Annotated in this window: 19 protein-coding genes and 1 pseudogene; 5 read left to right on the top strand and 15 right to left on the bottom strand. The window is 73.2% G+C overall.

Going from position 1 to position 20064, the window contains the following annotated elements:
• Positions 1 to 991, top strand: a 991-nt coding sequence (locus tag GPA02_RS09400) for an aminotransferase class I/II-fold pyridoxal phosphate-dependent enzyme (protein WP_156199648.1), incomplete at its 5' end; no start/stop codon positions are given.
• 11 nt (positions 992 to 1002) lie between these two features.
• Here the strand turns inward: GPA02_RS09400 and GPA02_RS09395 are convergent.
• The 11 genes from GPA02_RS09395 to GPA02_RS09345 form a co-directional block, all read right to left on the bottom strand.
• Entirely contained in the window at positions 1003 to 2523 is a 1521-nt protein-coding gene (locus tag GPA02_RS09395) for a CoA-acylating methylmalonate-semialdehyde dehydrogenase (RefSeq protein ID WP_156199647.1), read from the bottom strand.
• A 1-nt stretch (position 2524) separates the two neighbouring features.
• Positions 2525 to 3892, bottom strand: a complete 1368-nt coding sequence (locus GPA02_RS09390) for an aspartate aminotransferase family protein (protein WP_156199646.1) — start codon at positions 3890 to 3892, stop codon at positions 2525 to 2527.
• A gap of 91 nt (positions 3893 to 3983) precedes the next feature.
• On the bottom strand, positions 3984 to 5144 hold the full coding sequence (locus GPA02_RS09385) for an ABC transporter substrate-binding protein (protein WP_156199645.1): 1161 nt from the start codon (positions 5142 to 5144) through the stop codon (positions 3984 to 3986).
• Between the two features lie 35 nt (positions 5145 to 5179).
• Positions 5180 to 5977: an ABC transporter permease gene (locus GPA02_RS09380; protein WP_170296839.1), complete on the bottom strand. Its 798-nt coding sequence runs from the start codon at positions 5975 to 5977 to the stop codon at positions 5180 to 5182.
• Positions 5977 to 6798: an ABC transporter ATP-binding protein gene (locus GPA02_RS09375; protein ID WP_156199644.1), complete on the bottom strand. Its 822-nt coding sequence runs from the start codon at positions 6796 to 6798 to the stop codon at positions 5977 to 5979. Before GPA02_RS09375 ends, GPA02_RS09380 begins: the two co-directional genes overlap by 1 nt.
• The gene (locus GPA02_RS09370; protein ID WP_156199643.1) at positions 6795 to 7718 is read right to left on the bottom strand and encodes an ABC transporter permease; all 924 of its coding nucleotides are present in this window, start codon (positions 7716 to 7718) and stop codon (positions 6795 to 6797) included. The genes GPA02_RS09375 and GPA02_RS09370 overlap by 4 nt, the downstream gene beginning before the upstream one ends.
• On the bottom strand, positions 7715 to 8737 hold the full coding sequence (locus GPA02_RS09365) for a TIGR03842 family LLM class F420-dependent oxidoreductase (protein ID WP_156199642.1): 1023 nt from the start codon (positions 8735 to 8737) through the stop codon (positions 7715 to 7717). The genes GPA02_RS09370 and GPA02_RS09365 overlap by 4 nt, the downstream gene beginning before the upstream one ends.
• A 37-nt stretch (positions 8738 to 8774) precedes the next feature.
• A complete protein-coding gene (gene hydA / locus GPA02_RS09360; protein ID WP_156199641.1) occupies positions 8775 to 10211 on the bottom strand; it encodes a dihydropyrimidinase in 1437 nt (478 codons plus the stop codon).
• Positions 10212 to 10226: 15 nt separating this feature from the next.
• The gene (locus GPA02_RS09355; protein WP_156199640.1) at positions 10227 to 11075 is read right to left on the bottom strand and encodes a nitrilase-related carbon-nitrogen hydrolase; all 849 of its coding nucleotides are present in this window, start codon (positions 11073 to 11075) and stop codon (positions 10227 to 10229) included.
• A 283-nt stretch (positions 11076 to 11358) separates the two neighbouring features.
• Positions 11359 to 11754 (bottom strand): PNPOx family protein, encoded by a 396-nt coding sequence (locus GPA02_RS09350; RefSeq protein WP_156199639.1) that lies wholly within the window; start codon positions 11752 to 11754, stop codon positions 11359 to 11361.
• 23 nt (positions 11755 to 11777) lie between these two features.
• Complete coding sequence (locus tag GPA02_RS09345) at positions 11778 to 12689, bottom strand: ion transporter (RefSeq protein ID WP_240133964.1); 912 nt, start codon at positions 12687 to 12689, stop codon at positions 11778 to 11780.
• A gap of 270 nt (positions 12690 to 12959) precedes the next feature.
• Here GPA02_RS09345 and GPA02_RS09340 point away from each other — a divergent pair, with 270 nt between their 5' ends.
• Positions 12960 to 13259, top strand: coding sequence for a DUF1540 domain-containing protein (locus tag GPA02_RS09340; protein ID WP_193567852.1), 300 nt, complete (start codon positions 12960 to 12962; stop codon positions 13257 to 13259).
• Between the two features lie 401 nt (positions 13260 to 13660).
• Here GPA02_RS09340 and GPA02_RS09335 read toward each other — a convergent pair whose 3' ends face one another.
• Positions 13661 to 14029, bottom strand: a complete 369-nt coding sequence (locus tag GPA02_RS09335) for a DUF952 domain-containing protein (protein ID WP_156199637.1) — start codon at positions 14027 to 14029, stop codon at positions 13661 to 13663.
• 65 nt (positions 14030 to 14094) lie between these two features.
• Between GPA02_RS09335 and GPA02_RS09330 the strand changes: the two genes are divergently transcribed.
• Both GPA02_RS09330 and GPA02_RS09325 read left to right on the top strand, forming a co-directional pair.
• Positions 14095 to 14739 (top strand): GNAT family N-acetyltransferase, encoded by a 645-nt coding sequence (locus tag GPA02_RS09330; RefSeq protein ID WP_156199636.1) that lies wholly within the window; start codon positions 14095 to 14097, stop codon positions 14737 to 14739.
• Between the two features lie 85 nt (positions 14740 to 14824).
• Positions 14825 to 15013 (top strand): annotated as a pseudogene (locus GPA02_RS09325) (response regulator transcription factor); the annotation flags it as partial.
• Between the two features lie 15 nt (positions 15014 to 15028).
• Here the strand turns inward: GPA02_RS09325 and GPA02_RS19005 are convergent.
• The 3 genes from GPA02_RS19005 to GPA02_RS09310 form a co-directional block, all read right to left on the bottom strand.
• Entirely contained in the window at positions 15029 to 16450 is a 1422-nt protein-coding gene (locus GPA02_RS19005; protein WP_193567851.1) for a patatin-like phospholipase family protein, read from the bottom strand.
• A gap of 46 nt (positions 16451 to 16496) precedes the next feature.
• A complete protein-coding gene (locus tag GPA02_RS09315; protein ID WP_156199634.1) occupies positions 16497 to 16937 on the bottom strand; it encodes a hypothetical protein in 441 nt (146 codons plus the stop codon).
• A gap of 93 nt (positions 16938 to 17030) precedes the next feature.
• Positions 17031 to 18239: an MFS transporter gene (locus tag GPA02_RS09310; RefSeq protein WP_156199633.1), complete on the bottom strand. Its 1209-nt coding sequence runs from the start codon at positions 18237 to 18239 to the stop codon at positions 17031 to 17033.
• A 213-nt stretch (positions 18240 to 18452) separates the two neighbouring features.
• On the opposite strand from GPA02_RS09310, the gene GPA02_RS09305 reads away from it, so the two are divergent.
• A complete protein-coding gene (locus tag GPA02_RS09305; protein ID WP_156199632.1) occupies positions 18453 to 20057 on the top strand; it encodes a glycosyltransferase in 1605 nt (534 codons plus the stop codon).
• The last annotated feature ends 7 nt before the right edge of the window (positions 20058 to 20064 follow it).

The raw sequence follows: 20064 nt of genomic DNA, 5'->3' as shown, positions 1-20064 counted from the left end.
CGCGCCCGCGGCCGCGGGGCACCCGGCCGCGAGGGCCGCCGTCGCGGCGCACCTGCGGCGGGCGCGCATGGTCGAGGCGCCGGACACCGCCGTCGTCCTCACGCGCGGCGCGACCGACGGCATGGACCGGGTCGTGCGGGCGCTGCGCGCTGCCGGCCACACGCACCTGCTCGTCGAGGACCCGAGCTGGCCGGTGCTGCGCGAGGTCGCCGCGCGTGCCGGCGTGGTGCCGGTCCCGGTGGCCGTCGACGAGGGCGGCGTCGACGTCGATGCCCTCGCGCGTGCCGCACGGGCCACCGGTGCGCGCGCCGCCCTCGTCACGCCCGCGCACCAGTTCCCGGTCGGGGTGCCGCTGGCGGGGGAGCGGCGCGAGGCGCTGCTCGCCTGGGCGCGCGAGGTCGACGGGCTCGTGGTCGAGGACGACTACGACGCCGAGTTCCGCTACGACCGCCGCCCGGTGGCCGCGCTGCAGCGGCTCGACCCCTCGCGGGTGCTGCTGCTCGGCTCCACGAGCAAGACGATGTCGCCGGCGTTCGGGATCGGCTGGATGGTGGTGCCGCCCGCGTGGCGCGCCACGCTGTCCGCCGCGCCGGGCACCGCGCCGTCGGTCGTCGACCAGCTCGCCCTCGCCCGGCTGCTCACGTCGGGCGGTTACGACCGGCACCTGCGCGCGGCCCGCGGCCGGTTCCGCCGGCGTCACGACGCGCTGCTGGCAGCGCTCGCCACCCGGCTGCCGGACGCCCGCACCAGCGGGCTCGCCGCCGGGCTGCACCTCGTGCTGCACCTCGGGCAGGCCGCCCCCGACGCCGCGGACGTCGTCCGGGCCGCGGCACGGCTCGACGTCGGCCTCACCGACATGCGGCGCTACCAGGTCGAACCGGCCCCGACCTCGCGACGGCTCGTGCTCGGGTACGGCAACCTCGTCGACGCCCGGCTCGACGACGCCGTCACCAGGCTCGCGACGTGCGCCACGAGCCGGCGGGACGGCTGAGGCCGAGCGGCTCAGGTGTTCTGCGGGAACCCGAGGTTGATGCCGCCGTGGCTCGGGTCGAGCCAGCGGCTGGTGATCGTCTTGTCGCGCGTGTAGAACTCGACGCCGTGCGGGCCGTAGGCCTTCGCGTCACCGAACATCGACGCCTTCCAGCCGCCGAACGAGTGATAGGCCACCGGCACCGGGATCGGCACGTTGACGCCCACCATGCCGACCTCGACGTCGCGCATGAAGCGGCGGGCGGCGCCGCCGTCGTTGGTGAAGATCGCGGTGCCGTTGCCGTACGGCGCGGCGTTGATCAGCTCGACGCCCTCGGCGTAGGAGGCCACCCGCACCACCGACAGCACCGGGCCGAAGATCTCGTCGGTGTAGACCGAGGAGTCGGTCGGCACGTGATCGACGAGCGAGGGGCCGAGCCAGAAGCCCTCGGCGGCCCCGTCGGCCTGCACGCCGCGGCCGTCGACGACCACGGTGGCGCCGTCGGCGCCCGCCACGTCGAGGTAGGCCGCGACCTTGTCGCGGTGCTCGCGCGTGATCAGCGGCCCCATGTCGGCGCCCTCGCGGCCGTCGCCGGTGCGCAGCCGCGCCATCCGCTCGGTGATCTTGGCGACCAGATCGTCGCCGATCGGGTCGACCGCGACCAGCACCGAGATCGCCATGCACCGCTCGCCGGCCGAGCCGAAGCCGGCGTTGACGGCGGCGTCCGCCGCGAGGTCGAGATCGGCGTCGGGCAGCACGAGCATGTGGTTCTTGGCGCCGCCGAGCGCCTGCACCCGCTTGCCCTCGCGGGTGGCGGTCTCGTAGACGTATCGCGCGATCGGCGTCGACCCCACGAACGAGATCGCGGCGACCTCCGGGTGCACCAGCAGCGCGTCGACCGCCTCCTTGTCGCCGTGCACGACGTTGAAGACGCCGTCCGGCAACCCGGCCTCGGCCAGCAGCGCGGCGAGCCAGCTCGCCGCGCTCGGGTCCTTCTCGCTCGGCTTGAGCACGACCGTGTTGCCGGCCGCGATCGCGATCGGGAAGAACCACATCGGCACCATCGCCGGGAAGTTGAACGGACTGATGATGCCGACGACGCCGAGCGGCTCCTTGACCGTGTACACGTCGACGTCGGTGCTCGCGTTGAGCGAGAAGCTGCCCTTCGTCAGGTGCGGCATGCCGCAGGCGAACTCGACGACCTCCAGACCGCGCGCGATCTCGCCCGCGGCGTCGGAGAGCACCTTGCCGTGCTCGGCCGTGAGGATCGCGGCGAGCTCGTCGCGGCGGGCGTTGAGGAGCTCCCGGAACGCGAACAGCACCTGCTGCCGCTTTGCGATCGAGGTCTCGCCCCAGGACGTGAACGCCTTCCGCGCGGCCTGCACGGCCCGGTCGACGTCGTCGGCGGTGCCCATGCGGACGCGCTTGGCGACGACCCCGCGCGCCGGGTCGTAGACCGGCCCGGTGCGGTCGCCGCTGCCGGCGTCGGGGCCGCCGGCGATCCAGTGGTCGAGGACCTCGGTGGTCTCGGTGGTGGTGTCGGTGTCGCTCATGTCAGAGCCTCTCGTCCAGCAGGGTGAGCACCTCGTCGTAGATCTCGACGGCCTGTGCGACCTCGTCGGCGGTGACGACGCACGGCGGCACGACGTGGATGCGGTTGTCGGCGGTGAAGGGCAGCAGCCCGCGCTCGGTGAGCGCGCCCTTGGCGAACGCGATCTCCGACGCCGGCAGCGGCGCCCGGGTGGCCCGGTCGGCGACCAGCTCCAGCGCCCAGAACACGCCGCGCCCGCGGACCTCGCCGACCACCGGGTGCCGCTCGGCCAGGCCGGCGAGCGCAGGCCCGAGCACGTCGGTGCCGATCGCGCGGGCGTGGTCGACGATGCCCTCCTCCTCCATCGCGTCGATCGAGGCGACGATCGACGCCGCGGCCAGCGGGTGCCCGGAGTAGGTGAGGCCGCCGGGGAAGACACGGTCGTCGAAGGTGGCGGCGATCTCCTGCGAGATGACGACGCCGCCGACCGGGACGTACCCGGAGTTGACGCCCTTGGCGAAGGTGATGAGGTCCGGGCGGGCGCCGTAGGCGTCGAGCGCGAACCACTCGCCCGCGCGGCCGAAGCCCGCCATCACCTCGTCGAGGATCAGCAGGATGCCGTGGGCGTCGGCCAGCGCCCGCACGCCCTCCAGGTAGCCGGGCGGCGGCGTGATCATGCCGGCGGTGCCGGGGATGGTCTCCAGCAGGATCGCCGCGACCGTGTCGGGTCCCTCGCACTCGACGACGCGTCGCAGGTGGTGCAGGGCGCGCTCGCACTCCTCCTCGGGCGTCGTCGCCCAGAACTCGCTGCGGTACAGGTAGGGCCCGAAAGCGTGCACGTGCCCGGTCGCGTACTCGTTGGGGAGGCGCCGCCAGTCGCCGGTCGCGACGATCGCGGCGCCGGTGTTGCCGTGGTAGCTGCGGTACCGCGAGATCACCTTGCGGCGCCCGGTGTGCAGCCGCGCCAGCCGGATCGCGTTCTCGACGGCGTCGGCCCCGCCGTTGGTGAAGAACACCTTGCTCATGCCCGACGGCGCGTGCGCGAGGATCCGCTTCGCCGCCTCGCCGCGGGTGAGGTTGGCCGTCGCGGGGCCGATCGTGGCCAGCGTCGCCGCCTGCTCCTGGATCGCGGCGACCAGCCGGGGGTGCGAGTGCCCGATGTTGACGTTGACGAGCTGGCTCGAGAAGTCGAGGTAGCGCCGCCCGCCGTGGTCCCAGACCGTGGTGCCGCTGCCGCCGGCTATCGAGACGGGCGCGAGCGAGGCCTGCGCCGACCACGAGTGGAACACGTGGGAGCGGTCGAGCTCGAGCGCCCGCGCGTCGAGGTCCACCCCCTCGGCGGTCCCGCCCTCCGTCGAGCCGGTGGTCGTGGGGGTGCTGACGTCGGTCATGCGCTGCTCCTTCGGTGCGAGAGGTCCAGGATGCCACCAGGCGCGAGGCCGTGGCCGGGCGGGGGCGTCCCCGCCCGGCCACGGTGCGCGGCTAGTTGCCGCCCTCGGCGAGCGTGACCGCGATCGGCTGGTACGACTCGCCCGTCGTGTCGACGTCGGAGAGCTCGCCGATCGCCTGCTCGATGTAGGTGTTGGAGTACGCGGTGTCGGGCGGCTCGGACGTGATGAGGTGCTGGCCCTGCTCGTTGACCGCGGCCAGCGCGCCGGCCACCGTCTGCTCCCACGCGGCCGCGTCGACGACGCCGACGCCGTTCGGCGCGGGCCAGATGAGCTTGTTGGTCTCGTTCGCCATCCACAGCTCGTGGCTCGGGCCCCAGGTCGAGCCCGCCGCGAGCGTGATCTCGGCGGCCGACTCGACCTCGTCGCGCGCGTACGCCCAGCCGCGGATGACCGCCTTGAGCAGCGCGACGGTCGTGGCGGCGTAGTCCTCCTCCTCGAGCCGAGCGGTGTCGGCCCAGATCGCGTCCTGCAGCATGCCGCCGGGGGTGTCCTGGTAGGCGATGACGGCGAAGTCCTCCGGCTGGTAGAGCTCGCCCGTGTCGGGGTTCACCGTTTCCAGCACCTGCGCCCACTCGTTGTAGGTCATCGCCTGCGCGGCGTCGATGTCGCCCTGCAGGAAGGCGTTCATGTTGAAGTCCTGCGTGACGATCTGCACCGTCGTGGAGTCCAGGCCCTCGGCGGCCATCGCCGCGAAGATCTCCCACTCGTTGCCGAACCCCCACGACCCGATGCGCTTGCCCTCGAAGTCCGCGACCGAGGTGATGCCGGCGTCGGCGAAGGCGACCTGCAGCGTCCCCGACCGCTGGAAGATCTGCGCGACGTTCGTGAGGTTGGCGCCCTGCTCGATCGAGCCCAGCACCTTCGGCACCCATGCGATGCAGAAGTCGACGTTGCCGCTGGCCAGCGCGTCCTGCGGCACGATGTCGCCGCCCGAGGGCACGATCTCGACCTCCAGGCCCTCGTCGGCGAAGAAGCCCTGGTCCACCGCGGCGAAGTAGCCCGCGAACTGCGCCTGCGGCAGCCACTGCAGCTGCAGCTTCACCGGTGTGAGATCACCGCCGCCACCGTTGCCGCTGCCGCCACCCCCGGTGCTGCCGCCCCCGCCGCCACCGGTGTCGCTGCACGCGGCCAGGAAGGCCGCGAGGGTCATGCCGCCGGCGCCGAGGCCGAAGGCGCGTCGAGAGATCGTCATGGTGGTTCCTTTCGGGAGGGGAGGGAGCCGATGGGTCAGCGGGCGCCCCCGGTCAGCAGCCGGGTCACGAGGCGCTCGAGCGCCACGGTCACGAGATAGAGCCCGAGACCGAGGACGATCGACGCGCCCACGTACGCCCAGGCGCGTGCGTAGGCGCTGGTGGCGGCCGACGTCGAGATGAACGCCCCCAGGCCACCGCGGGGGCCGCCGAAGTACTCGGCGACCAGCGCCGAGATCACCGCGAGCGAGCTGGCGACGCGCAGCCCGGTGAGCACGTAGGGCGCGGCGGTCGGCAGCGTGAGGGTGCGCAACGTCTGCGAGCCGGTCGCGGCGTAGCTGCGCATGAGGTCGCGGTGCAGCGGCGTCGTCTGGCGCAGACCGCGCAGCGTGTTGAGGAAGACCGGCACGAAGGAGGCGATCGCGGCGATCGTGCGGCGCCCGATCTCGCTGTCGGCGCCGAACATCGAGTTCAGCACCGGTGCCAGCGCCACGATCGGCACGACCGCCAGCCCGGCCACCACGGGCGCGAGCATCTGGTCGATCCACCGCAGCCGGGCCGCCACCGCGGCGAGCGCTACCCCGACCGCGCTGCCGACCAGCAGCCCGAGCACCGCGTTGACCCCGGTGATCCAGGCCGCCTCCGCGATCGGGCCGGCGTTCGCCGTCCACTCCGCGGCGATCTCCGACGGGCTGGGCAGCAGGTACGCCGAGACCCCGACGACGCCGACGAGCAGCTGCCAGACCGCGAGCCCGAGCAGGCCGACGGCGACCGGTGCCACCAGCCGGAGCGTGCGGTCGCGCCGCGGGCTCCGTACGCCGTCGACGACCGACATCAGCGGCCCTCCCGACCCGAGGCCGTGACGGGCGTGCCGTGCAGCGCCTCGCGGACCTCGGTGACCTTGGCGAAGAACGCCGTCGTCTCGCGCAGCGACTCGTCGCGGGGGACGTCCCGACCGATGCCGATGTCGACGACGCCGGTGATCCGCCCCGGCCGCGGCGACATCACCACGACCCGGTCGGAGAGGAACACCGCCTCGGGGATCGAGTGAGTCACGAACACCACCGCGGCGCCGCTCTCGCCGACGATCCGCGACAGCTCGGCCTGCATGCGCTCGCGGGTCATCTCGTCGAGCGCACCGAACGGCTCGTCCATGAGCAGCAGCCGCGGCTGCTCGGCGAGCGAGCGCGCGATCGCGACCCGCTGCTGCATGCCGCCGGAGAGCTGGTCGGGGTAGCGGTCGGCGAAGTCGGACAGCCCGACCAGCTCGGCGAGCTCGGCGACCCGCGCGGCGCGTGCCGCCCGGTCGGTGCCGTGCAGCTCCAGCGGCAGCCCGATGTTCGCGGCCACCGTGCGCCACGGCAGCAGGCCGGCCTGCTGGAAGGCGATGCCGTAGTCCTGGTCCCGACGCGCCTGGGCGGGCGTCTTGCCGAACACCTCGATCGTGCCCTCGCTCGGGCTGTCGAGGTCGGCGAGGAGGCGCATGAGCGTCGACTTGCCGCACCCGGAGGGCCCGATCAGCGACACGAACTCGCCGGCCGCCACCCGCAGGTCGACGCCGGTGAGCGCCTGCACCTCGCCCGACCGGGTGTCGAAGGTCTTGCCGACACCGTTGGCCGCCACCGCCACGCCGTCGCCGTTGATCGTCTCGCTCACGAAGCCTCTCCACGTCGATAGGTGCGCAGCGCCACGCCGGCGAGCCCGACCAGGCCCGCGGCCACGAGCCCGAGCGCGATCGCCCCGAAGATCGGCGCCCAGGCCTTGGCGGGATCGCCGGAGGCCTGCCCGGCGAACGCCACCAGCTGGCGCCCGATGCCGTCGAGGTACCCGGTGGACACCTCGGCCACCACGGTGCCGATGACCGCGCTGGCGGCGCCCAGGCGCAGCGCGGGGAGCAGGTAGGGCACGGCGGCGGGCAGCCGCACGCTGCGCAACGTCTGCCACCGGGACGCGCCGTAGCTGTGCATGAGCTCCAGGTGCGTGTGCTGCGGCGACTGCAGCCCCTTGAGCGTCCCGATCGCGACCGGGAAGAACGCCAGGTAGCTGGCGATCACCGCGACCGACAGCCACGGCGGCCACTGCCAGCCGGCGATCTCGATACGGGCGCCCCAGCTGCGCACCACCGGCGCGAACGCGATCAGCGGCACGGTCTGGCTGAGCACGATCCACGGCAGCAGGCCGTGCTCGGCCACGCGCCACACCTGCATGAGCAGCCCGAGCCCGACTCCGACGAGGGTGCCGACGACCCACCCGACGCCCGCGATCGCCAACGACACCAGCGCCGCCTGCGCGACCGTCAGCCACAGCGGGGCCGCGCCCGCCTGGCTCGTCGTGGGCTCGAGCAGCCGCGCGACCATCTCCCAGGTGTGCGGCATCGCGAGGTCGGTGGTGCGGGGCAGCACCCGCGTGCCGGCGACCACCACGCCGTCGTCCGGACCGAGCGCCTTGTACAGCTCCCACGCCGCGGCGACCGCGAGCACCCCGAGCACGCCGAGCAGCGCCACCCGCACCCGCGCCGCGCGGCTGCGAGCCCGCGGTCGGCGGGCGCGCAGGACCTGCGCGGCGTCGGCGGTCATGCCTTGGCCGTGACGTGCTCGCGCAGCGCCGGCATGATCGACTCGCCGTAGACCCGCAGCGTCTCCTCCTTGTTGTCGTGCTGGAGGTAGACGGCGAACTGGTCCACGCCGAGCTCCTTGAGCTCGACGAGCCGCTCGACGTGCTGCTCGGGCGTGCCGAGCAGGCAGAACCGGTCGATGACGTCGTCGGGCACGAAGTCGGCGTGCGTGTTGCCGGCCTGCCCGTGCTGGTTGTAGTCGTAGCCCTGCCGGCCGGCGATGTAGTCGGTCAGCGCCGCGGGCACGCCGCCGTCGGTGCCGTACCGCGCCACGATGTCGGCGACGTGGTTGCCGACCATGCCGCCGAACCAGCGGCACTGGTCGCGCATGTGCGGCAGGTCGGCCTCCGGCCCGACGTAGGCGGGGGCCGCGACGCAGAACGTGATCGCGTCCGGGTCTCGGCCCGCGGCCTCGGCGGCCTCGCGGACCGCGCCGATCATCCACCGGGCGATGTCGACGTCGGCCAGCTGCAGGATGTAGCCGTCCGCCGTCTCGCCGGCCGTCTTGAGCGCGAGCGGCCCGTACGCGGCCTGCCACACCTCCAGCCGGGAGTCCCTCGCCCACGGGAACTGCAGCGTCGCGCCGTTGACCTCGGCGGGCCGGCAGCTCGCCAGCTCCCGGATGACGTGCGTGGCCTCCCGCACCTCCGCGAGCGTGGCCGGCTTGCCGTTGAGGACGCGGACCGCGGAGTCGCCCCGCCCGATGCCGCACACCGTGCGGTTGCCGAACATCTCGTTGAGCGTCGCGAACACCGACGCCGTGACGGTCCAGTCCCGGGTCGAGGGGTTGGTGACCATCGGCCCCACGACGACCCGGTGGGTGGCCGCGAGGATCGCCGAGTAGATGACGTACGGCTCCTGCCACAGCAGGTGGGAGTCGAACGTCCACACGTAGTCGAAGCCGTGCTCCTCCGCCTTCTTCGCCAGGTCGACGGTCCGCCACGCGGGCGGGTTGGTCTGCAGGACGACACCGAAGTCCATGGGTGGGCTCGCTCCTTGTCGTGGGGGTCGCGTCGGCTCAGACCAGGTACTGGCTGAGGCCGCGCTTGAGGTACCTGCCGTGCCCGGCGCGGCCGTGGTACTCGCCGTCGGACACCAGCACCTCGCCACGCGAGATCACGACGTCGACGTGCCCGTCGATCTCGAAGCCCTCCCACGCCGAGTGGTCCATGTTCATGTGGTGGGTCTTGCCGTACCCGATCGAGGTGTGCCCGTTGGGGTCGTACACGACGACGTCGGCGTCGGCGCCCGGGGCGATGACGCCCTTGGTGCCGTACAGGCCGAACATGCGGGCCGGCGTCGTGCTGGTCAGCTCGACCCAGCGCTCGAGCGAGATCTGGCCGGTGACCACGCCCTGGTACATGAGGTCGATGCGGTGCTCGATCGAGCCGATCCCGTTGGGGATCGCCCGGAAGTCGCCCTTGCCGAGCTCCTTCTGGTCCTTCATGCAGAACGGGCAGTGGTCGGTGGAGACCATCTGCAGGTCGTTGGTGCGCAGGCCCTGCCACATCGCGTCCTGGTGGCCCTCGGCGCGCGAGCGCAGCGGCGTCGAGCAGACCCACTTGGCGCCCTCGAAGTCGCCCCACTCGTCGCTGCTGGCACCGAGCTGCTCCTCCAGCGACAGGTACAGGTACTGCGGGCAGGTCTCGCCGAAGACGTTCTTGCCGCGGTCGCGGGCGGCCGCCAGCTGCTCGACGGCCTGCTTCGCGGAGACGTGCACGACGTACAGCGGGGCGTCGGTGACGTCGGCGAGCATGATCGCCCGGTGGGTGGCCTCCTCCTCCATCTGCCAGGCGCGTGCGATGCCGTGGAAGTAGGGGGCGGTCTTGCCCTGGTCGTACAGCTGCTCGGCGAGCACGTCGATCGCCGGCCCGTTCTCGGCGTGCATCATCGTGAGCAGGCCGAGGTCGGCGGCCTTCTGCATCGCCCGGAGGATCTGGGCGTCGTCGGAGTAGAAGACGCCCGGGTAGGCCATGAACAGCTTGTAGGACGTGATGCCCTCGTCGACGAGCAGCTCCATCGACTTCAGGGAGAGCTCGTCGACGCCGCCGATGATCTGGTGGAAGCCGTAGTCGACCGCGCAGCTCCCGGCGGCCTTCTCGTGCCAGGCGGCCAGTCCGTCCTCGACGCGCTCGCCGTAGCGCTGCACGGCGAAGTCGATGATCGTCGTCGTGCCGCCCCACGCGGCGGCGCGGGTGCCGGTCTCGAACGTGTCGGAGGCGTTGGTGCCGCCGAACGGCAGCTCCATGTGGGTGTGGGCGTCGATGCCGCCGGGGATGACGTACTTGCCGGTCGCGTCGACGACGCGGTCGACCGCGCTCGCCAGGTCGGTGCCGAGCAGGGTCGAGCCGGGGGCGAGGACGGCGACGACCTTCTCGCCGTCGATCAGGACGTCCGCCTGGGTGCGCCCGGTCGAGGAGACGACGGTGCCACCGGTGATCAGCAGGGTGCTCATGCGACGCTCCTCCTCTCAGGCCTGCGGGATCGAGGTGTAGGTCTCGGGACGGCGGTCCCGGTAGAACTGCCAGTCGTCGCGCATCTGCTGGACCATGTCCATGTCGAGGTCGCGCACCAGCACCTCCTCGTGCTCGGAGGAGCCGAGGTCGCCGACGATGTTGCCGCGGGGGTCGATCACCTGGCTGGTGCCGTAGAAGGTGACGGCCTCCTCGCCGTACTCGTTGTCCTCGCGCCCCACCCGGTTGGGCTGCAGCACGAAGTAGCCGTTGGCGACCGCCGCGCACGGGCCCTCGACCTCCCACAGCCGGTTGGACAGGCCCGGCTTGGTCGCGTTGGGGTTGAACACCATGTGGGCGCCGTTGAGGCCGAGCTCGCGCCAGCCCTCGGGGAAGTGCCGGTCGTAGCAGATGTAGAGGCCGACCTTGCCGACCGCGGTGTCGAACACCGGGTAGCCGAGGTTGCCGGGCCGGAAGTAGAACTTCTCCCAGAACTTCTCGAGGTTCGGGATGTGGTTCTTGCGGTACTTGCCGAGGATCGTGCCGTCGGCGTCGACCAGGACGGCGGTGTTGTAGTAGACGCCGGTCTGGGCCTCCTCGTAGATCGGCAGGACGGTGACGATGCCGAGCTCCTTGGCGAGGTCGGCGAAGCGCTGCACGATCGGGCCGTCGGCCGGCTCGGCGTAGCGGTAGTACTTCTTGTCCTGGGTGATCCCGAAGTAGGGCCCGTAGAAGAGCTCCTGGAAGCAGACGACCTGCGCCCCTTGGGCGGCGGCGTCCCGCGCGAACTGCTCGTGCTTGTCGAGCATCGACTCCTTGTCGCCGGTCCAGGTGGTCTGCGTGATCGCGGCTCGCACGGTGGCCAAGGGGTTACCTCCACGTCATCGGATCGGTAGGGATCCGTCCATCATGCTGCTGCGACCAGATTTCCGTTCGGTTTCTGGAAGAAGACGTGACTGAGTCGTGACCATCGCGGAGGGCGCGGTCCCGACCCGGACTCGCCGAGTTCGGGCCTTCCCGCCGAGTTCGGGTCGTGCACGGCGCGAACTCGACGCCCAGGCACGAACTCGGCGGCGGGGTGGGCCGGGGGGCGGGGTGGGCCGGGGGGGCGGGGTGGGCGGGCCGGGGGCGGGCGGGGTGGGGGTGTCGTCAGCGGCGGGGGCGCCTGGTGAGCACGGGCAGCTCGACGAAGTCCTCGACGCCGACCACGGGCAGGAACCACCGCACCGGGAGCGGCATGCGCGCGAGACCCTCGGCGGTGGTGAGGGTGCGGGGCGGGCCGAGGGCGAGCAGCTCGCGACCGAGCCGCAGCCGGCCGCCGCCGGCGGCGCGGAGGTTCTTCAGCCAGTCGACCCCGGGTCCGTAGGTGAGGGCCACCGTGACGGCGTCGCCCCGGCCGAACACCATGAGCACGGTGCGGTAGCGGCGATTCGACGAGCGCCCCGTGTGCTCGAGCTCGGCCATCCAGCCCACGCCCACCAGCGACCGCAGCAGCGGATTGGTGACCGCGCGGTTCGCGCGCGCCAGCCACCGGGGCAGCACCATCCTTCGATGGTGCCACCGCGGTCTCAGCCGCGGGCGCGGATGAGCTCGCTCAGCTCGGCCACCTGCGCGCGCAGCGCCTGCAGCTCGGCGGCGACGACGTCGTCCGGCTGCGCCGCGCCGACGGCGTCGGCGGGCGTGTCGTCGGCAGCGTCGGACGAGCCGATCGTGTCGGCAGCGTCGTCGTCGCGCAGGTGCTGCATCGCGTCGACGATGACCGCGATGAAGAGGTTCAGCACCGTGAAGGCGCTGAGCAGGATGTAGGGCACGAAGAACACCGGCGCCCACGGGTGGGTGTCGAGCATGCTCCGCACCAGCGCGGTCCAGCTGTCCAGCGTCATCACCTGGAAGAGGGTGAGCAGCGAGCTGGAGATCGACCCGAACTCCGCCGGGTGGGTGTCCTTGAACAGCATCGTCGCCATCACGGCGCTCACGTAGAACAGCAGCACCAGCAGCGCCCCGATCGACAGGATGCCTGGGATCGCCTTGACCAGCGCCTCCACCACCCGGCGCAGCTGCGGCACGATCGAGACCAGGCGCAGCACCCGCAGCACGCGCAGCGACCGCAGCACACCGAAGGCGCCCGAGCCCGGCACCAGCGCGATCCCGACCACCAGCAGGTCGAACACGTTCCAGCTGCTGCGGAAGAACGACCACCGGAACGCGTAGAGCTTGACCAGCAGCTCGGCGACGAAGATCCCGAGGCAGACGTGGTCGACGGCGTGCAGCACGTCGCCGTACCGCGCCATGACGGCGTCGGAGGTCTCGAAGCCCAGCGTCGCCGCGTTGAGGACGATGACGGCGACGATCGCGTGCTGCACGCGCGCCGACTCGATCCACCGGCCCAGCGCGTCGCGCGTGTACCAGCGAGCCCGTCGGGGCGCGGCAGGCGCGTCCTGCGCCGTCGTGTTGGCGGCCGGGTCGTCGGTCATGGTCATGCGTGGTCTCCTGGCGGGGCCGTGGCTGGGGCTGCGCGCAAGGGTCGCGGCGCAGGGCACCTCACGGCAAGTGCAGGGGTGCCCATGCGGAGACGTCGACGGCGCCCGTCCGGCGTTCGAGCGGCATTCGGAAAGACGACGATGATCAATTCCGCGAGCATTTCCGAAATGTGCACGGTGTGTTATCGAAAAATGCGCGGCCGGCCTTTCCTTCCGTGAAATGCAGGCCTATTCTGTGCACCACCGAACACCGCACGAACGGAGACGATCGTGGCCACTCTCGCCGAGCTGCCCCAGGTGTCGGAGTGCACCGTCGCCGGCTGCTCCTACAACGACCACTCGCACTGCCACGCGGGCGCCGTGACGATCAGCGGGGAAGGGTCCGAGGCCAGGTGCGCGACCTTCATCCCGCTCAACGTCAAGGGCGGCCTCGACACCGTGCTCGCGAGCGTCGGGGCCTGCCAGCGCGCCGACTGCGTCCACAACGAGCACCTCACCTGCACCGCGACCGCGGTGCGGGTCGGTGCCGGCGCCGACCTCGCGGACTGCCTCACCTACCAGCCGCGCTGACGCCCGCCGCACCCGCGACGGCGTCCCGCGCAGTGCCGGCGTCTGCCGCCGCCTGCCGTCGTGCGCCGCCGTGCGCTGACACGCGCACGGACGGTCGCGATCGGATCGTGACCTGATCGTGCTTCCCGGGCGCCACGAACCGTGCCACGATCCGGGCATGTGGGCGGGTCTCCCGCCCGCCGAGCCAGGGGGCAGGTGCGAGGTCGCCGTCACAGCGTCGTGACGACCGGCCCCGCGCCTGGCGCTCGGCCGCCCAGCCGCCGCGGCGTCTGCACCGAGCCGGCGCACACCGGACCCTCGACGGCGGTCCGGACGCTCACAGGCGGCCGGAGGGCACCGAGCGACGGGTCGGCGCCGCGGCCACGCCGACCGCCTGCCGTGGTGGCGAGAGCCGTGGGCGCTCAGCCCACGACGAGCCGGCCGCCCTCCACCCGGACACGGTCGACGGCGGTGACGGCGGCCACGGGCAGCGGGCCGTACAGGTGCGGGAACAGCTCGCTGCTCGGGTCGGACGGGTCGCCGGGCTCGAGCCGCACGGGCGCGGCGAGCAGGCCTGCGTCGATCGTCAGCCGGACCAGCGGCTCGGTGACGTCGGCGTAGAACCGTGCCGCGACGCCGGCCAGCTGGTGCGGCAGGCAGAGATGGACGAAACCCTCCTCGGCGAGCGTGCGGCCGCGCGTCGAGACCTCGTAGACGCCACGTGCCAGCGCGGCCTCCCAGTCGCGTGCGAGCGCCAGGTGCTGCAGCGGGCCGGGGTCGTCGGAGGGCACCCGCGCACGCTACCGGCCGTGGAAACGGCTTGGGTGCGCCCGGCGGCCTTTGCCAGACTCCGACGATGGCCACGACCAGCGACCTCTTCCCCCCGCTCGGGCTGCGGGTCCGTGCGGGCGACCTCGAGCTGCGCGGACTGACCGACGACGACCTCGTCGCCCTCGGCGAGCTGGCCGTGCGGGGTGTCCACCCGCCCGACCGGATGCCCTTCTACCACCCGTGGACCGAGGCCCCGGCCGAGGACCTGCCGCGCCAGGTGGCGCAGTTCCACTGGGGTGTCCGGGCGCGGTTCTCGCCCGAGTCGTGGAGCCTCGACCTCGGCGTCTGGGTCGACGGCGAGCTGGTGGGTTCGCAGGGGATCTCCACCCAGGACTACCTCGTCACCCGCACCGGTGAGACCGGCTCCTGGCTCGGCATGGCGCACCAGGGCCGCGGCATCGGCACCCGGATGCGGCAGGCGATCTGCGCGCTCGCCTTCGACCACCTCGACGCCGTCGAGGTCACCTCGGGCGCGTTCCTCGACAACCCGGCGTCGATCGCCGTCAGCCGCAAGGTCGGCTACGTCGACAACGGCGTCACGCGGAAGCGGCGCAAGGACGAGATGGCCGAGCACCTCGCGCTGCGGCTCACGCCGGAGACGTTCGTGCGGGGCGAGCCGATCGAGGTCGAGGGCATCGAGCCGGTGCGTCGGCTGATCGGGCTGGACTGACCGCTCGGGCTCAGAGGTCGAACGCGTCGGCGTAGACGAGGCGGGTGACGGGCCGCACGGTGCGACCGGCACGACGCTCACGCACGGTGAGCAGCGGGTGCTGGAGCTGCTGGCGAGCGGGCTGTCGAACGACGGGATCGCGGCGTCGCTGGGAGTCAGCCTCAAGACGGTCGAGACGCACGTGACGAACGTCTTCGGCACGCTCGGCCGCGACGACCGCGACCGCACGACCAACCGACGGGTGGTCGCGGCGCTGCGGTGGGCGCGCACGTGAGGTGCGCCGGGCGGCTCAGAGCGGCGGCGCGTCGTCGATCGTGAACGCGTGCCGCTCCCAGCCGCGCCACCAGCTCTCCGCGTGGCCGGGCAGCTCCCCGGCCGGCAGCTGCCCGAGCAGCTCGCGCAGCTCGTTTTTGACGGCGACGACGCGGTCGCGGTCCGCGGCGGGCTGGACGGCGGCACCGATGCCTGTGGTCGCGGGCTCCAGCGGCGTGGGCGCGTAGACCGCCTCCTCCGCCTCCCACGCACGGCGGCGGGTGCGGATGATCTCGTCGGTGAGCGCGCGGCGCTGCGGCGAGGCGCCGGTGACGACGTCGTGCGCGCGCAGCCAGCCGTAGTCCACGGCGATCGAGATCAGGCCCGGGTCGATCGTGGCGAGGTCGTGCACGTCGACCGTGGGCGCGATGACGGTGACGCCGTGCCGGTGCGCGAACGCGACCTCGTCGCGCAGCAGCTCGTCGGACATGATCCCGCTCGCGCTGCGCATGATGATGTCGAACATGTCCGCGTCGGCGAACGACTCGCGCGGCGGTACCCCGGAGGGCGAGGCGATGACCGCGTAGCAGCGGGTGACGCCGAGGTGGTCGATCGCGACCTGGACCGGCAGGTTCTCCCGGACCCCGCCGTCGACGTAGAGCTCCGACCCGAGCGGAACCGGCGGGAACACGCCGGGGATCGCGCACGAGGCGCGGATCGCCTCGACGACGTCCACCTCGGGCCCGGGCAGCGGCCGGTCCTCGCGGTCGCGGAAGGCGCCGGTGTTGGTGACGTAGCGCAGGTCGCCGCTCTCGAGCCCGACGACGGCGATCCGCAGCGTGACCGGCGACGAGGCCAGCCTGGCGGGGTCGAACACGTGCGGCTCGAGCAGCCGGTCGACGATCGGGCCCGGGGTGAACGCCGCGCGCTCCTCGGTGGGGCCGCGCACGATCGTCTGCAGGTCGGTGCTGGTTCCGACGGCCTGCACGAGCGTGCCGAGCGCCTCCCACACCGTGCTGGGGCTCCAGCCCGGCGCGTGCTCCTCGTCGCCGTGACGGCCGTTGCGCGCGCGCAGCGTCAGCACCTTGCGCCACGTCGGCATGTGCGCGCGCAGCCGCGCGAACCACGGGTAGGGCGTGAACATGTCCGAGCTGTCGGTCATGCCGAGCCAGATCCGCTCGAGCTCGGCCAGCGCTGCGCGCTGCCCCTCGTGGTCGCCGCGCTGCGCCAGCACGCTGGCGAGGATCGAGCCCGCCGAGGTCCCCGTCATGACCGACGGCGTGATCCCGACCTCGTCGTAGAGGTAGCGCAGCGCGCCCACCTGAAAGCTCGAGCGGGCGCCGCCGCCGCTGAGCACGAGCCCGACGACGTCCCGCGAGTCGCGCCGCGGCCGGCCGCCGCCGCTGGTGCGCCCGCGCAGGAAGGGGACGTCGCGCAGCCACTGCGCCAGCTCGTTCATCCCGCCAAGGGTAGGCAGCGGGGCGTCGGCGGTCGAGCGGTCGCCGTCAGCGCGGCGGCGGAGCCTCGTAGGGCGAGGTGCCGGGCTGCGGCGGCTGCTCGGGCGTGCCACCCACGGGCGGGTAGCCGACGCCGTCGTACCGCGGTGGTGCGCCCGGTTGGGTCGGGTCGAGGTGACCCATCGGCCGGCGCCCGGCAGCCGCGGCGGAGGCGACCAGCCCGACACCCAGGAGGAAGCCGATCCCCGAGAGGATCCCGTAGCCCGTCGAGAGCGCCGTCAGGCTCGACATGGTGCGGTAGGCGATCTCGGGCAGCAGGTAGATCCAGGCCAGCTGCAGCAGCTGCACCACGATCAGCACGCCGAGCCCTGCCCACAGGCGTCCGCGGCCGGCCTGCGCCCGCGCCGAGACGACCGCGCCGATGACGACGAGGCCGGCGATGATCAGCAGCGGGCCGATGGCGGCTCCGAGATAGTGACCGATGTGCACGGCGGCACCTCCTTCGTCCGACCCACCGTAGGGGGTCGCGTGCGCGCACCACCCGTGCGGCGATGGGAGCGCTGCCCGCGCGGCCGGTGAGGGTCAGCCGACGGGGCGGCGCTGGGTGGTCACGCGGCGCAGCACGGTGGCGGTGCTCAGCGCGATGAGGGCGGCGACGCCGGCGGCCGCCATCGTCACGACGTAGCCGGCGTGCCCGCCGTGGAGGTCGACGACCGAACCGGTCACCGAGCTGCCGATCGCGAACCCGACGCCGATCGAGGTGCCGACCCACGTGAGTCCCTCGGTGAGCCGCGACGGCGCGACCAGCTGCTGCACGAGCGCATTGCCGGTGATGATCGTCGGCGCGATGGCGAAGCCCGCCACGAACCCGGCGGCCGCCAGCACCCACAGCGAGCTGACGAGGATCAGCAGCGAGACCCCGACGGCCAGCAGCACGATGCTGACGACGAACCGCTTCCACGGCGCCATCGTGAACTCGCGGGCCCCGTAGAGCAGACCGGAGATCAGCGACCCGAGCGCGAAGATGCCGAGCACGACGCCGGCGAGCCCGGCGGCGCCGGACTCCTCGGCGAAGGCCACGGTCGAGACGTCGATCGACCCGAAGATCGAGCCCATCGCGATGAACACCACGGCGATGATCACCATGCCCGGCGAGCGCATGACCGAGCCGCGGTCGCCGCCGGTCAGCCGCCCGGACGGCGTCGGCTCGGTCGCGCGCTGCGCGAGGAACCAGAAGCCTCCGCCCGCGGCGGCCAGGATGGCGATCAGCAGCCCGGCGACCGGCGACAGCGACGCCGCGAGCGTCGTCGCCAGCACGGGGCCGACGACGAAGACCAGCTCGTCGATCGCCGACTCCAGCGAGTACGCGGTGTGCAGCTGCGACGGGCTTTCGACGACGGTGTTCCACCGCGAGCGCACGAGCGCTCCCATCGAGCCGACTGTGCCGCCCGCGATCGCGGCGGCCGGGTAGAGCAGCCAGCTGGGCCCGTGCAGCATCGCCGCGACCGCGACCCCGGTGAGACCCGCCATCGCGACCACGAGCGAGGGACGCATGACCCGGGCCTGCCCGTACCGGTCGACCAGCTTCGCGAGCTGCGGCGCGCACACGGCCTGCGCCACCGTGTAGACGGCGGCGACCTGGCCGGCGAGCGCGTAGGACCCGTAGACCGCCTCGACCAGCAGCACGATCGAGATCGTGACCATCGACATCGGCAGCCGCGCGAGGGCGCCGGCCGAGGAGAAGGCCAGCGCGCCGGGGGCGGCGAGGACCTTGCGGTAGGGCGCGAGCACCGGAGGATTGTTCCACCCGCCGGGGACATGCGTCGTCCTGCGCAGGTCGCGCGCCCCCCCGACGGCGCGGCGCGCTCGTCGAGGGTCCGTGACCGCGGACGCCGAGCCGGTCCGGCGCCGGTGCCGTCGCCGACGACATAGGCTTGCCGCACCGTGCCGGGGCCGGGGTCACGACCGGGCACCGGCCGTCCCGGGGAGGATGCGAGGCACAACGTGGGCATCGTCGGCAGGGCTCTGGACGGCGTGCTGCGGCTGGGTGCCGCCCGCGCGGCCGGACGGGCCGCGTGGCGCGCGCACCTCGTGGTGCCGACCCGCGCCGACGTGCTGGTCGACTCCAGCCGGCAGGTCGCGAAGATGTACGCCGATCGCGGCCACCACGCCGACGCCGCCGCCGTGCTGCGCAGCGCCGAGGTCAAGGCCGGCAGCCCCGAGGTGCGGATCGAGCTCGCCGCGGCGCGTGCGCTCGCCGAGCTGGACGCCGGCGCGCCACCGAAGGACCTGCTCGCCGTCGTCGACGCGGCGCTCGGGGAGGCGGACCGGCACCTCGACGCCGGCGACGTCGGACAGTCCGCCGCGCGGCTGGCCGACGCGCTCGGGCTCGCCTACCACCCCGCCCGCCACTTCGGCGCCGACCCCTCGCCGCTGCTCGCCGACCGCCGCGCGTTCGTCGAGCCGTTCGAGCGGTCGTCCGCGCTGAAGGCGCTGCTGGACGACCCGCGCCCGCGGCGCCGGCCGGAGCGGCGCGGCCGCGCCGAGCGGATGCTCGTGCTCGGCTACGACAACCGCACGTTCATCGACCCGATCGTCGCCGAGTACCGCGCGTCGGGCGTCGAGGTGCGCGCGCTCGACCTCGCCACCGACCTCGGGCTGCGCCAGGGGTTGTCGCTGCGCGGGCTCGTCGAGGCGCGGCTGCGCTACGGGCTCGACGGCACCCGCCCGCCGCTGCCCGAGCACCTCGCGGACGACCTCGCGTGGGCGGACGTCGTGTTCGTCGAGTGGGGTCACCGTGCCCTGGTGTGGGCCTCGCTCGTGCGGGGCGTCGAGTGCCCGGTCGTCGCCCGCGTGCACCGCTACGAGGCGCTCACGCCGATGCCGCTGCTGACCGTGTGGAGCTCGGTCGAGCGAGCGGTGTTCGTCGCCGAGCCGATCCGGGCCGTGGTCGAGGCGACCGCGCCGGGGCTGGCGCGCTCGAGCACCGAGGTGAGCGTCATCCCCAACCGGCTGGAGCTGGCCCGCTGCGTCGCGGAGAAGCTGCCGGAGGCCGACCGCACGCTCGCGCTCGTCGGCTGGAACAAGGTCGTCAAGGACCCCGCGTGGGCGCTCGACGTGCTCGCCGCGCTGCGCGTCACCGACGAGCGCTGGCGGCTGCTGCTGGTCGGCGAGCAGAAGCCGGCCGACAGCCTCGAGGCCAGCTTCGACTACCACGAGGAGCTCACCCGGCGCATCGTCAAGCTGCGCGACGCCGTCGAGGTCACCGGCTTCGCCGACGACATCCCGACCGTGCTGCGCCGGGCCGGCGTCATCCTGTCGACCAGCCGCATGGAGGGCACCCACGAGGGTCTGCTCGTCGGCGTCGCGAGCGGCGCGCTGCCGGTGGTGCGCAGCTGGCCGGAGCTGCGCGGCTGGGGTGGGGCGGCCGCGGTCTTCCCGCAGGACTGGGTGGTCGAGAGCCCGCAGGAGGCCGCGGCCCGGATCCTCGCCGCGACGCCCTCGCCGCCGCGCAGCGAGGCGGCCCGCGAGGCGCAGCGGTGGGCGCTGTCGGAGATGGACTGGGGCGTCGTGCGTCCGCGTTTCGACGCCGTGCTGCTCGACCCGTGAGCCGCTG

Source organism: Actinotalea caeni (assembly GCF_009733795.1).
GTDB lineage: Bacteria > Actinomycetota > Actinomycetes > Actinomycetales > Beutenbergiaceae > Pseudactinotalea > Pseudactinotalea caeni.
This window is presented reverse-complemented; position numbering and strand designations above follow the sequence as displayed.

What these genes read in the sequence shown, in the direction of transcription:
- GPA02_RS09395 (WP_156199647.1), bottom strand. Translation starts at nt 2,523, where the DNA reads ATGAGCGACACCGACACCACCACCGAGACCACCGAGGTCCTCGACCAC.
- GPA02_RS09390 (WP_156199646.1), bottom strand. Translation starts at nt 3,892, where the DNA reads ATGACCGACGTCAGCACCCCCACGACCACCGGCTCGACGGAGGGCGGG.
- GPA02_RS09385 (WP_156199645.1), bottom strand. Translation starts at nt 5,144, where the DNA reads ATGACGATCTCTCGACGCGCCTTCGGCCTCGGCGCCGGCGGCATGACC.
- GPA02_RS09380 (WP_170296839.1), bottom strand. Translation starts at nt 5,977, where the DNA reads ATGTCGGTCGTCGACGGCGTACGGAGCCCGCGGCGCGACCGCACGCTC.
- GPA02_RS09370 (WP_156199643.1), bottom strand. Translation starts at nt 7,718, where the DNA reads ATGACCGCCGACGCCGCGCAGGTCCTGCGCGCCCGCCGACCGCGGGCT.
- GPA02_RS09365 (WP_156199642.1), bottom strand. Translation starts at nt 8,737, where the DNA reads ATGGACTTCGGTGTCGTCCTGCAGACCAACCCGCCCGCGTGGCGGACC.
- hydA (WP_156199641.1), bottom strand. Translation starts at nt 10,211, where the DNA reads ATGAGCACCCTGCTGATCACCGGTGGCACCGTCGTCTCCTCGACCGGG.
- GPA02_RS09350 (WP_156199639.1), bottom strand. Translation starts at nt 11,754, where the DNA reads ATGGTGCTGCCCCGGTGGCTGGCGCGCGCGAACCGCGCGGTCACCAAT.
- GPA02_RS09345 (WP_240133964.1), bottom strand. Translation starts at nt 12,689, where the DNA reads ATGACCATGACCGACGACCCGGCCGCCAACACGACGGCGCAGGACGCG.
- GPA02_RS09330 (WP_156199636.1), top strand. Translation starts at nt 14,095, where the DNA reads ATGGCCACGACCAGCGACCTCTTCCCCCCGCTCGGGCTGCGGGTCCGT.
- GPA02_RS19005 (WP_193567851.1), bottom strand. Translation starts at nt 16,450, where the DNA reads ATGAACGAGCTGGCGCAGTGGCTGCGCGACGTCCCCTTCCTGCGCGGG.